The sequence below is a fragment of the Ectopseudomonas alcaliphila genome (assembly GCF_900101755.1).
GTDB classification, from domain to species: Bacteria; Pseudomonadota; Gammaproteobacteria; order Pseudomonadales; family Pseudomonadaceae; genus Aquipseudomonas; species Aquipseudomonas alcaliphila.
This window is the reverse complement of the sequence record NZ_FNAE01000001.1, coordinates 1,008,398-1,019,350: the sequence shown is the minus strand read 5'-3', so window position 1 is coordinate 1,019,350 and position 10,953 is coordinate 1,008,398. Positions and strand designations below refer to the sequence as shown.

Genomic DNA, 10,953 nt, shown 5'->3' with positions numbered 1-10,953 from the left:
ATCACAGCGCGTTGCGCAGGCTGAGTGGCTCGGGGTGCGGCTGCAAGTACGCCTGCCCGGCGATATAGCGATCCGGGTGACGGCGGAAGTGATGCTTGAGCAGCGTCAGCGGCACCACCAGCGGCACGATGCCTTCGCGGTATTGGCCGATCAGTTGCTGCATCTCCTGCTTGTCCTCAGGGCTCAGGGCGCGTTTGAGGTAGCCGCTCAAATGCTGCAGCACGTTGCTGTGGGTGCCGCGGGTGGCGCATTTCTTCAGGGCGCTCATCAGCTCGCTGAAATAGCGTGGCGCCAGTTCGCCGAGATCGTGTTGGCTGAGGTCGCCGAGCATGCGCCCGAGCGATTTGTAGCGCACCGGGTCGGTGGCCATCAGCAGGTACTTGTAACGCGAGTGGAAGGCGATCAGCGCACGACGCGTCAGGCCCTGCTGCAGCAGGCGTTGCCATTCGGCATGGGCGTAGACGCGGGTGATGAAGTTCTCGCGCAGCACCGGGTCGTTGAGGCGACCGTCCTCTTCCACCGGCAGATCCGGATGCCGCGCGCAGAAGGCCGCAGCGAAGATACCGCGGCCCGGCTCGCTCGGGCGTCCGCCTTCCTGATAGACCTTGACCCGCTCCAGGCCGCAGGAGGGTGATTGCTGCATGAAGATGTAGCCGCTGATGCCCTGCAGGTCAGTGGCCATGCGCTCGCCATAGGCGGCCAGCGCGTCGGTGACGTCGCGCGTGCGGTCGACGGTGCCGACAGCGCGCGGAGCGTGTGGATCACCGACCAGGCGAATCGGCTCCCGCGGGATCGACATGCCGATGCCGACCTCGGGACAGACCGGGATGAAATCGAAGTGTTCGGTCAGGCTGCGGCTGCACAGGCGCGACAGCTTGTGGCCGCCGTTGTAGCGGACCTCGGCGCCCAGCAGGCAGGCGCTGATACCCAGTTTGGCTTTGCTCGCTTGCATAACCTGACCTCGTTAGACCTTGTACATGAAGTCATCCATGTACAACTTGTGTCTATCATAGGTGCGCAGTTATACAAGTCAAATGATTTGTATAGGTTTGGTATTGGTTTCGCGTGCGGGCAAGCGGCGTCAGCGCGAGGGGGCCGCCGCCAGGTATCGCGGGAGGGTCAGCGCCAGCCTTGCAGCCAGCGCTCGCAGTCTTGCAGCTGGCGCCAGTCGAGTTGCTGGCTGCGTTGCGTAAGTACCGCCTGCAGCTCGACGCCGAGAATGTTGTCCTGCTCGTCGCGAATCAGCTCGGTCACCAGGAAATGGCGCTCGCGGTTCTGCGGCTGCGCGGCTGTCCATTTCGACAGCAGCAGCTTGCGCGGGTTGAGGCGACGTTTGCCAGGCGGGCTCATTGCAGGTGCTCGAGCAGACGGCGCGCAGCATCCTGGCCGCTGAGCCAGGCGCCTTCGACCCGCCCCGACAAGCACCAGTCGCCACAGGCATACAGACCCAGATCGGCGTCGGCCAGTGCCCCCCACTGATGCGCCTGTGCGGGGCGTGCATAGAGCCAGCGATGGGCGAGGGTGAAGCTCGGCGGCGGCACGGCGCAGCCGATCAGCTCGGCGAAGGCGCCGTGCAACTGTTCGATCACCGCCTCCTTGGGCAGATCCAGATGCTGCCGGCTCCAGGCGCTGCTGGCGTGCAGCACCCAGGTGTCGAGGTGAGTGTCGCGGCCAGGTTTGCTGGGGTTGCGCGCCAGCCAGTCGAGCGGGCTGTCCTGCACGAAGCAGCCCTCGACGCGAGTGTCCAGGGGGCTGTCGAAACCCAGAGCCACTGCCCAGGTCGGATCCATGATCACGCTCGCTGCGGTGCCGGCCAATTTCGGTGCGGCCGCCAGCAGGGCGCTGGCTTGCGGGGCGGGGGTGGCAACGATCACGTGGCTGTAGGGGCCGTGGCTGTTGCCTTCGGCATCCTGCAGGCTCCAGTAGCGGTCGCCACGAAACACTTCGGTAATGCGGCAGCTGAATCTGACCGGCAGGGCGCCGAGCATGGCACGGGTGATGGCGCTCATGCGTGGGCGGCCGACCCAGCGCAGTTGTTCATCCGGCGAGGCACTGAGCTGACCGTCCTGAGCGTTGTACAGGCTCGGCTGCCATTCGGCGACCCAGCCACGGGCCTGCCATTGCTGCACCACTTCGACGAAGCGGCGGTCACGTGCGGTGAAATATTGCGCGCCAAGATCCAGGCTGCCGGCGTCGCTACGCTTGCTTGCCATGCGCCCGCCACTGCCACGGCTCTTGTCGAACAGTTCGATGTCCTGGCCGGCAGCGTGCAGGGCCTGGGCCGCGGATAGCCCTGCGATGCCGGTGCCAATGATGGCGATGGGTGCGTTCATGGTTACCTCGTCAGCGCTGAATGCTTTACAGGCTAAGGCTTGGACAAAAGCTATACAAGAGTGTTTTCATGTATAGCTGTCGCCGAAAGTGGCGCTCCCTTGCTTTAGGTTTAGGACAAACACGGCAATCAATAAAGGCACGTGTGCGCGTCATGAACCAGACTAAAGGTGAAGTTTCTTCCATTGCCATGCGAGGACGATGCCATGCATATCCTGCTGACCGGCGGTACCGGTCTGATCGGACGAGCGCTTTGCGCACACTGGGCCGAGCAGGGCCACCGTTTGACCGTCTGGAGTCGTGAGCCAAGCAAGGTCGCGCGACTCTGCGGAGCTGACGTTCGAGGCATTGCCCGGCTCGAGGAGCTGGCTGAAGAGCCATTGGACGCCGTGATCAATCTGGCCGGCGCCCCCATCGCCGACCGCCCCTGGAGCAGTAAGCGCAAGGCGCTGCTGTGGTCGAGCCGTATCGGGTTGACCGAACAGCTGCTGACCTGGCTGCAACGGCGCCAGCAGCGTCCTGCGGTGCTGCTGTCGGGCTCGGCGGTGGGTTGGTACGGCAACGGCGGTGAACGTGAGCTGAGTGAAGATACACCACAGGTCACCGATGATTTCGCCGCGCAGCTGTGCGGGGCCTGGGAAGAAACTGCACAACGCGCCGAAGATCTGGGGATTCGCGTGGTGCTGGTGCGTACCGGTCTGGTGCTGAGCCCTGACGGCGGCATGCTCAAACGCCTGCTGCTGCCATTCAAGCTCGGCCTCGGCGGTCGCATCGGCGATGGCCGGCAGTGGATGCCCTGGATTCATATCGCCGATCAAATCGGCCTGATCGATTTTCTCTTGCAGCAGGGCGACGCTCGCGGTCCTTATAATGCCTGCGCGCCATTACCCGTGCGCAATGCCGAGTTCAGCAAAGCGCTGGGCCAGGCGCTGAGCCGCCCGACCATTTTCCCGGCGCCGGCCTTCGTCCTGCGCACGGCACTCGGCGAGATGTCCGAGTTGCTGCTCGGCGGCCAGCGCGCCGTGCCGACGCGTCTGCTCGAGGCGGGTTTCAGTTTCCGTTTCACCCATCTGGATGTGGCCCTGGTGGATCTATTGGCCCATCAATGACTAGGATTTCGCATGACCGATCACGCATTGTTGCTGGTTAACCTGGGTTCGCCCGCGTCCACCGAAGTAGCCGATGTCCGCCGTTACCTCAATCAGTTCCTGATGGATCCCTATGTGATCGATCTGCCCTGGCCACTGCGTCGTTTGCTGGTGTCGCTGATTCTGATCAAGCGCCCTGCCGCATCGGCGCATGCCTATGCCTCGATCTGGTGGGACGAAGGTTCGCCCCTGGTGGTGATCAGTCGCCGTTTGCAGGAAGCGATGAAGGCTCACTGGAATCATGGTCCGGTGGAGTTGGCGATGCGTTACGGCGAGCCTTCCATCGACTCGACCCTGCAGCGTCTGGCCGCGCAAGGCATCCGTGAAGTGACCCTGGCGCCGCTGTATCCGCAGTTCGCCGATAGCACCACCACCACGGTGATCGAAGAGGTCAAGCGGGTGATGCGCGAGCGCGGGCTGAACCTGCGCCTGTCGATCCTGCCGCCGTTCTACGATCAACCTGAATACCTCGACGCCCTGGTGGCCAGCGCCAGGCCTTACCTGGAGCAGGATTTCGACCACCTGCTGTTGAGCTTTCACGGCCTGCCGGAGCGCCACCTGCACAAGCTCGACCCCAGCGGTCATTGCCTGAAAGGCGACGACTGCTGCCGCAGCGCTTCGCCGCAGGTGCTCGCCAGCTGTTACCGCGCGCAATGCCTGCGCAGTGCCGAGCTGTTCGCTCAGCGCATGGGCCTGCGCCCTGAGCAGTGGTCGGTGAGCTTCCAGTCGCGCCTGGGCCGCGCCAAGTGGATCGAGCCCTATACCGAGGCGCGTCTCGATGAGCTGGCGGCGCAGGGGGTGAAAAAGCTGCTGGTGATGTGTCCGGCCTTCGTCGCCGACTGCATCGAGACCCTGGAGGAAATCGGCGACCGTGGCCGCGAGCAGTTCGTCGAGGCGGGGGGCGAGAGCCTGCAGTTGGTGCCTTGCCTGAACGACCATGCGGATTGGGCGGCGGCGTTGAAGGTGCTGTGCGAGCGAGCGCCGCTGATGATCTGAGCGCCTGTTCAGGTGAAACAGCGCTGCGGCCAATACCGGTCAGAGACAGAGCTGTAGGAGCCGGCTTGCTGGCGATCCGTTCAAAAAGCATCGCCGGCAAGCCGGCTCCTACGGATTCGCTTAACTGACGGGCAATACTTTCTGAGCGACTATTGAATCTCGATACCGAGCCATTCGCCTCGGCGGGTATGAAGCATTCGCCGATCTGATAACACCTTCGAGCGATACTCACCGCCGTTTATATCGTCCTAAGCTGGTGCTTCTTTCAACCGTCGCGCGTCGCGTTCTGCGGTGCCGAGGAGAGCGTCCGTGCATAACAACAATAACGGCTATCCCTCCAGTGCCCGAGCCTGGGTCACTGTCGCCATCCTGATGGTGGCGTACGTTCTGTCCTTCGTGGATCGGCAGATCCTCAATCTGCTGGTCGAGCCCATACGTCGCGATCTGGCGATCAACGATACGCAGATGAGCCTGCTGATGGGCCTCTCGTTCGCCCTGTTCTACACCGTATGCGGTATTCCGCTGGGGCGTGTGGCCGATACCCGCAGCCGACGCGGCTTGATCGCCATTGGCATTCTGTTCTGGAGCGCCGCCACCGCAGCCTGCGGCATGGCCAAGATGTACTGGCAGTTTCTGCTTTGCCGCATCGGTGTGGGCGTGGGCGAGGCAGCGTTGTCGCCGGCCGCTTATTCGTTGATCGCCGACAGCTTTCCCGCCGAGCGCCGGGCCACGGCCATCAGCGTCTATTCCATGGGCGTCTACCTCGGCTCGGGCCTGGCCTTTCTGGTCGGCGGCCTGGTCATTCAGTTCGCCTCGGCGCAGGGCGATGTGACCCTGCCGGTGCTGGGCGAAGTGCGTCCCTGGCAACTGATCTTCCTCATCCTCGGTGTCGCCGGTGTGCTGTTCACCCTGCTGATGCTGGCGGTCAAGGAGCCGGCCCGACGTGGCGCCGGCGCTGGCGTCGCGGTGCCACTCAGCGAAGTGGGCCGCTACATTCGCGCCAACCGTCGCACCGTGCTGCTGCACAACTTCGGTTTCGCCGGGTTGGCCTTCGCCGGTTACGGCAGCGCGGCCTGGGTGCCGACGTTCTACATTCGCACCTATGGCTGGGACGCCGGCCAGGTCGGCATCGTCTACGGCTGCATCGTGGCAGTCTTCGGCTGCCTCGGCATCGTCTTCGGCGGGCGCCTGGCGGACTGGATGGCCAAGCGTGGGCGGAGCGACGCCAACATGCGCGTCGGCCTGTACGCCGCATTGGGCGCGTTGCCGCTGGTGGTGCTGTTCCCGTTGATGGACACCGCCTTCTGGGCCAGCGTGCTGCTGGCGCCTACGGTGTTCTGCCTGAGCATGCCGTTCGGCGTGGCGCCGGCGGCGATCCAGGAAATCATGCCCAACTCGATGCGTGGTCAGGCGTCGGCCATCTATCTGTTCGTCATCACCCTGATCGGCCTGGGGGTCGGCCCGACCGCCGTGGCGCTGGTGACCGATTTCGTCTTCGCCGACGATAACGCGCTGCGCTACTCGCTGCTGATCGTCACCACCCTGGCGGTGCTGATGTCGATCATCCTGTTGGCCAAGAGCCTCAAGCCCTATCGCGAGAGCGTCACGCGTCTGGAGCAATGGGCCGCCAATCCAGCCTGAGCAGGCGCATTTTTCTGCCGTGCTGCGCAGTGTTCGGCACGGTTTATGCGCCAGGGCACAGGCAGCGTGGAATTTTTGCGCTTTACTGAGGTTCTGAGTGTTGCGCGCGCCACTGGGGCGCGTGCCAGCCAGGGAACCTTCGCATGGGAGTGAAGCCAGCGTCTGCTGCACACGGCAGGCCAATCAACCGCTCGGTATTTTGGCAACGGCTGATGCTGCCAGGGTTGGCTGCGCTGTTGCTATTGGGGGGGTGCACTGGCCGGCTGGACAACGACTCCATCTTGCATACGCGCAACCCGGTCAAACCCGCCGAGTTGCTGCAGACCGACGTTGACCGCATGGCGACCCTGGCCATGCGCAACAACCTCAACAGCCTGTATCGGCTGATGAACAAGCTGTATCAACGTAACCCGCGCGAGTGGCGCAAGAATTCCCTGCCTGACGCCGCCGCTGCCGAGCGCGCCATCCAGTACGCCATCGAGCACAATCAGGACTGGCCGACACTGGGCGGTCGGCGTGATGTCGCGGCGCTGGATTATTCGCTGAGCCCGGCATTCGAGGGCGACCGCGTGGCGGCCTTCACCTATGCCATTGGCAGCATGCTGGTGACGGCTCACGGTGGCCGCACAGAGTTCTACCTGACCGACAGCTTCAATGCGCAGTTCATCCACAACGCCGCGCGCAACCTGGAGAAGGCCGGCTGGATGCTCTCGCAGCGCCGTGATGCCACGGGCCAGCCGCTGCTGCTGTCCAACGAGTTCTCCGAGCAGGGCAACAACATCAGCTATGCGGTGGAGTTCGGCAAGATGGTGGCGCGACTCGATCTGCTCACCCATGTGCTGGAAGAACGCTACCGGCGCATGGGCGCCAACTATGCGCAGAGCCTGTTCTTGCTGAATTTCCTGCCAGTGCAGTAGCGCGTCACTGCTGCCAGCGTTGCTGAATCTCATCCAGTTTGCCGGCCTTGCGCAGGCGCACCAAGGCTTCGGAAAACTGCCGCGCGCGCTCGGTATCGCCTTTGGCGAAGGCGACGAAGCGCGGCATCTGGATCAGCGGGCGAGGTAGCACGCGCACCTGGTCCTGGGCGCGCTGTTCGCGAATGAAATAGAGCAGCTGGGTATGGTCGCCGACGATGATGCCGATGCGTCCGGCCAGCAGCATCGATACCAGTTGCCGTGGGTTCTGTGCGCTGCTGTCGCGGGCCAGGTCGGCGCGGTCGAAGTTCTCTTCATAGGCATAGCCGCGAACCTGGCCGATCACGTAGGGTGACAGGTCGTCCAGCGTCTTCCAGTCGCTGATCGCGGTCTTGGCCGTGGTCATGAACACGGTCGAGCCACTGCGCAACGGGCCGACCAGCTGGTACTGCTGCTGGCGCTGCGGCGTGCCGGCGAACTGGAAGGCCATCTGCACTTCACCGCGGTCAAGCATGCGCTTGACCCGCTCCCAGGGGTACAGACGGATTTCGTAGGGCACCTGCGCCTCGCGCAGCACCGCGTCGACCAGCTCGACGTCGAGCCCGAGCGGTGTATCGTCTGCGGCGGTGACGAAGCTGTAGGGGGCGAACTGTTCGTCACCCACCACCCGCCAGGGCTGCGCTGCCAGCGAATGGGTCAGTGCCAGTAGAGCGAGCAGCAGATAGCGCATGGCGGCGTTCCTCATGACCGGCCTATTTTGAGGCTAGCCAATTTCCATGAGGAACGCGCGAAATGCGCTGTCGGATCAGACCTTGCGTACGAACTCGGACTTGAGCTTCATCGCGCCGATGCCATCGATCTTGCAATCGATGTCGTGATCGCCGTCGACCAGGCGAATGTTCTTCACCTTGGTACCGACCTTGACCACCAGCGACGAGCCCTTGACCTTGAGGTCCTTGATCACGGTGATGGTGTCGCCGTCCTGCAGCAGGTTGCATACCGAATCCTTGATCACCCGCGCATCATCACCCGCGTCGGCGTTCTCGCCGGCTTTCCACTCGTGGGCGCACTCGGGGCAGACCAGTTGATCGCCGTCTTCGTAGGTGTATTCGGAGTTGCATTTGGGGCAGGGCGGCAGAGCGGTCAAGGGGTGTCCTCGTTGCTGGTGAGAAACCGCAAATTATATAGGGTTTTGTTCGCGGGCGCCGCTCTAGAGCGTGGGCCCCTGGGAGATGGGTGTTTTAAATATTGGACTTATAACCAGGTGGTAGTTTGCCTGGCGTGCCCGTTGAACGCCATTTCAAGGGCATTTAATCGATGTGAGGTAAATGGCTCGTTGGAAAATCTCGAGCGTTTTTGTTTGACATATTTTACGGCTCGGGCAGACTGGCTGCAGATTCCGTTGCCGAACCGGGTAACGGGCAGCGTTGCTGCAGCCCCCTCTCTGGATGGAGTTGACCCGGTTCGAGCCGCCGTCGGAAGGCGACACACAGGCTCAGGAGGCGCTTGGGTGCACGGGGTTAGCCAAACAGGCCATGGGTGACACAGCAGAGCCTTCTGCTTGGCATCGGCCTGCACAGCAACGATAGGCCCGGCCTGTCCCAAGGTGACGTATGTCCGACAACAAGATTCGCAATACGCTTTGCAAGAACAACCCCCGCAAGCCCGTCGTGTTGATGTCCATGGGCGCTCAAGAGCGCAAGGGCCACGACTATCAGGTAATGACTCACAAATACATCCAGCCTCTGGTCGAGTTCTCCGGTTGCGTGCCGGTGCTGGTGCCCACCTGCTGCGGCATCGAGGATCTCGAGCAGTATCTGGATATGGCCGATGGCGTGTACCTGACCGGCGCCGGGAGCAACATCGACCCGGCGCTCTACGGCCAGGAAAACGAGACGCCGAACAAGGGCCAGGACCGCGACCGCGACCTGTTCGATCTGCCGCTGATTCGCGCCGCCATCGCTCGGGGTCTGCCGATCTTCGGCATCTGCCGTGGCATGCAGGAAATCAACGTGGCGCTGGGCGGCGACATCTACCAGAAGGTCTACGCCGAGCCTGGTTTCAACGACCATCGCGAGAATCCCGAAGACCCGGTCGAGGTGCAGTACGCGCCCAGCCATAGCGTGCGCCCGCTAGCCGGCAGCTGGTTCGCCGAGCTGATGGGCAAGGCAGAGATTCAGGTCAACTCCCTGCACGGTCAGGCCATTCGTAACCTGGGCAAGGGGCTGGAAGTTCTGGCCACCGCCGAAGACGGGCTGATCGAGGCGATTCACGCGCCGAGCCTGTCACCCTTCCTGTTCGCGGTGCAGTGGCACCCGGAATGGCAGGCGGCGAAGAACCCGGATTCGGTAAAAATCTTCCAGGCCTTCGGTGACGCCTGTCACCGCCGAGCGGCTTCGCGCAACAGCCGTCAGGCTGCCTGAACCAGGCGTTGCCGCCGGCCCCCGCGTCAGTAGGGGCTTGGCGGCTGCGGCCAGTTCAGGGTGCCGCTGTCGCTGAAGCGGCGGGTGCCGAACAGGCCGTCGGCCAGTTTGCCACGCAGCATGTAGGGTACTTCCTGGCCGGGTTGATAACCGGCCACGCCCCACGCCTGACGCATCACCGAAAACGCCGAAATACTCACCGGCACGCTCAATACCGTCTCGCCGAAACGCGGCACGCTGCCGCTCTGGTCGCTGACGCCACTGGCCAGCGGCTGCCCGTTCACGTCCAGATCCAGTGCCATGCCGTTGAAATTCACCGCGCTGTCATTGGGGTTCTGCACCCGTAGCTTGACCGCGAAGCGTACCTCCAGTCCCTGGCCCGGCAAGGGCTCCAGGCCGACCAGATCGACCCGCAACGGGTCACGGCTGCCCAGGCTGGCGCAGGCGCTCAGGCCTGCTGCCAGCAAGGCAACGAGGCAAAGACGAAGCAGACGGTGCATGGCGATCTTCCCTGGACGTTATGGGTTCAGGATAGAAGACCACTGCGCGCGCCATTAGCTCCCGGCGCGTTGTCGGCTGCCCAGCACCAGCGCGATACCGCCGAGCACGGCAACGGCGCTCAGCATCAGGCGCAGGCTCAGCGCCTCGCCCAGCAACAGGCTGCCGCCAAGCGCGGCGAGAATCGGCACGCTCAGTTGTACCGTGGCGGCCTGACTGGCGCGCAAGCCGGGCAGGGCGCTGTACCAGATGGCGTAACCGACGCCTGAGGTCAGGGCGCCGGACAACACCGCGTAGAGCAAGCCAGGTCCATCCCAGTTCAGTTGCGACAGCAGCACCAGCGCCAGCAGCACGGCCAGCGGTGCCGCACGCAGGAAGTTACCGGTGGTCACGGCCAGCGGATCACCCTGGCCGCGCCCGAGCAGCGAGTACGCGCCCCAGGCAACGCCGGCCAGCAGCATCAGCAGTGCAGCCAGCAGCGGGGGCGCACTGGCGCCGGGTAGCAGCAGCGCCAGCAGGCCAGCCGTGGCCAGCACCGTACCCAGGCTGGCGCTGAGCCCCAGGCGTTCGCCACGCAGCAGGCCCCAGAGCAGCATGCTCAGTTGCACTGCGCCGAACAGCAGCAGGGCGCCGACGCCGGTATCCAGTTGCAGGTAGGCGAAGGAAAAAGCCGCCGCATAGGTGAACAGCGCCACGGCGCCAGACCAGTTGCCGGCGATGGGCTGCCCGGCCTGCCTCAGCGTGAGCAGCAGCCAGAGCGTCAGCGCGCCGGAGAGCAGGCGGATAGCCGTGAAGCTGGCCGCGTCGATTTCGGTTTCACGCAGCGCCAGACGGCACAACAGCGAGTTGCCGGCGAAGGCCAGCATGGCGAGGGTGGTGAGCAGCAGGATACGCGGTGGCATCGTCCATCCTTGGTTGAAGGTCTGGTGATGCCGGGCAGCTAAACACGTCATATTGCCGGAGGGCATTGGCAGAAGGTCGCAAGTTACTGCGACCTTGGCC

Annotated in this window: 12 protein-coding genes; 5 read left to right on the top strand and 7 right to left on the bottom strand. The window is 63.8% G+C overall.

Features of this window, described 5'->3' with window-relative positions; translation table 11 throughout:
• Nucleotide 1 precedes the first annotated feature (1 nt).
• The 3 genes from BLR77_RS04890 to BLR77_RS04880 all read right to left on the bottom strand — a co-directional run bounded on the left by BLR77_RS04890 (nt 2) and on the right by BLR77_RS04880 (nt 2,333).
• On the bottom strand, nt 2-952 hold the full coding sequence (locus BLR77_RS04890; RefSeq protein WP_074675732.1) for a YbgA family protein: 951 nt from the start codon (nt 950-952) through the stop codon (nt 2-4).
• A gap of 167 nt (nt 953-1,119) precedes the next feature.
• Complete coding sequence (locus tag BLR77_RS04885) at nt 1,120-1,350, bottom strand: TIGR02450 family Trp-rich protein (RefSeq protein WP_074675731.1); 231 nt, start codon at nt 1,348-1,350, stop codon at nt 1,120-1,122.
• Nucleotides 1,347-2,333, bottom strand: coding sequence for an NAD(P)/FAD-dependent oxidoreductase (locus BLR77_RS04880; protein ID WP_074675730.1), 987 nt, complete (start codon nt 2,331-2,333; stop codon nt 1,347-1,349). Before BLR77_RS04880 ends, BLR77_RS04885 begins: the two co-directional genes overlap by 4 nt.
• 204 nt (nt 2,334-2,537) lie before the next feature.
• On the opposite strand from BLR77_RS04880, the gene BLR77_RS04875 reads away from it, so the two are divergent.
• From BLR77_RS04875 to BLR77_RS04860, 4 genes are all read left to right on the top strand, one after another.
• The gene (locus BLR77_RS04875) at nt 2,538-3,440 is read left to right on the top strand and encodes a TIGR01777 family oxidoreductase (protein WP_074675729.1); all 903 of its coding nucleotides are present in this window, start codon (nt 2,538-2,540) and stop codon (nt 3,438-3,440) included.
• A gap of 12 nt (nt 3,441-3,452) precedes the next feature.
• The gene (gene hemH / locus BLR77_RS04870) at nt 3,453-4,475 is read left to right on the top strand and encodes a ferrochelatase (RefSeq protein WP_074675728.1); all 1,023 of its coding nucleotides are present in this window, start codon (nt 3,453-3,455) and stop codon (nt 4,473-4,475) included.
• Nucleotides 4,476-4,784: 309 nt separating this feature from the next.
• Complete coding sequence (locus BLR77_RS04865) at nt 4,785-6,116, top strand: spinster family MFS transporter (RefSeq protein ID WP_074675727.1); 1,332 nt, start codon at nt 4,785-4,787, stop codon at nt 6,114-6,116.
• A 212-nt stretch (nt 6,117-6,328) separates the two neighbouring features.
• Entirely contained in the window at nt 6,329-7,033 is a 705-nt protein-coding gene (locus BLR77_RS04860) for a hypothetical protein (RefSeq protein WP_174578072.1), read from the top strand.
• 4 nt (nt 7,034-7,037) lie between these two features.
• On the opposite strand, the gene BLR77_RS04855 is transcribed toward BLR77_RS04860, so the two are convergent.
• Complete coding sequence (locus BLR77_RS04855) at nt 7,038-7,760, bottom strand: substrate-binding periplasmic protein (RefSeq protein WP_074675725.1); 723 nt, start codon at nt 7,758-7,760, stop codon at nt 7,038-7,040.
• A gap of 75 nt (nt 7,761-7,835) precedes the next feature.
• Nucleotides 7,836-8,177: a zinc ribbon domain-containing protein YjdM gene (locus tag BLR77_RS04850; protein WP_074675724.1), complete on the bottom strand. Its 342-nt coding sequence runs from the start codon at nt 8,175-8,177 to the stop codon at nt 7,836-7,838.
• Between the two features lie 466 nt (nt 8,178-8,643).
• Here BLR77_RS04850 and BLR77_RS04845 point away from each other — a divergent pair, with 466 nt between their 5' ends.
• Entirely contained in the window at nt 8,644-9,453 is an 810-nt protein-coding gene (locus BLR77_RS04845) for a gamma-glutamyl-gamma-aminobutyrate hydrolase family protein (RefSeq protein ID WP_074675723.1), read from the top strand.
• Between the two features lie 26 nt (nt 9,454-9,479).
• Here BLR77_RS04845 and BLR77_RS04840 read toward each other — a convergent pair whose 3' ends face one another.
• Together BLR77_RS04840 and BLR77_RS04835 are read right to left on the bottom strand one after the other, a co-directional pair.
• On the bottom strand, nt 9,480-9,953 hold the full coding sequence (locus BLR77_RS04840; protein WP_074675722.1) for an LEA/WHy family protein: 474 nt from the start codon (nt 9,951-9,953) through the stop codon (nt 9,480-9,482).
• A gap of 54 nt (nt 9,954-10,007) precedes the next feature.
• A complete protein-coding gene (locus tag BLR77_RS04835; protein WP_074675721.1) occupies nt 10,008-10,853 on the bottom strand; it encodes an EamA family transporter in 846 nt (281 codons plus the stop codon).
• Nucleotides 10,854-10,953 lie beyond the last annotated feature (100 nt).

Bases quoted from the DNA above. Each gene is read 5' to 3' on its own strand.
- BLR77_RS04845 (WP_074675723.1), top strand. From the start codon at position 8,644: ATGTCCGACAACAAGATTCGCAATACGCTTTGCAAGAACAACCCCCGC.
- BLR77_RS04855 (WP_074675725.1), bottom strand. From the start codon at position 7,760: ATGCGCTATCTGCTGCTCGCTCTACTGGCACTGACCCATTCGCTGGCA.
- BLR77_RS04840 (WP_074675722.1), bottom strand. From the start codon at position 9,953: ATGCACCGTCTGCTTCGTCTTTGCCTCGTTGCCTTGCTGGCAGCAGGC.
- BLR77_RS04880 (WP_074675730.1), bottom strand. From the start codon at position 2,333: ATGAACGCACCCATCGCCATCATTGGCACCGGCATCGCAGGGCTATCC.
- BLR77_RS04885 (WP_074675731.1), bottom strand. From the start codon at position 1,350: ATGAGCCCGCCTGGCAAACGTCGCCTCAACCCGCGCAAGCTGCTGCTG.
- BLR77_RS04875 (WP_074675729.1), top strand. From the start codon at position 2,538: ATGCATATCCTGCTGACCGGCGGTACCGGTCTGATCGGACGAGCGCTT.
- hemH (WP_074675728.1), top strand. From the start codon at position 3,453: ATGACCGATCACGCATTGTTGCTGGTTAACCTGGGTTCGCCCGCGTCC.
- BLR77_RS04890 (WP_074675732.1), bottom strand. From the start codon at position 952: ATGCAAGCGAGCAAAGCCAAACTGGGTATCAGCGCCTGCCTGCTGGGC.
- BLR77_RS04860 (WP_174578072.1), top strand. From the start codon at position 6,329: ATGCTGCCAGGGTTGGCTGCGCTGTTGCTATTGGGGGGGTGCACTGGC.
- BLR77_RS04835 (WP_074675721.1), bottom strand. From the start codon at position 10,853: ATGCCACCGCGTATCCTGCTGCTCACCACCCTCGCCATGCTGGCCTTC.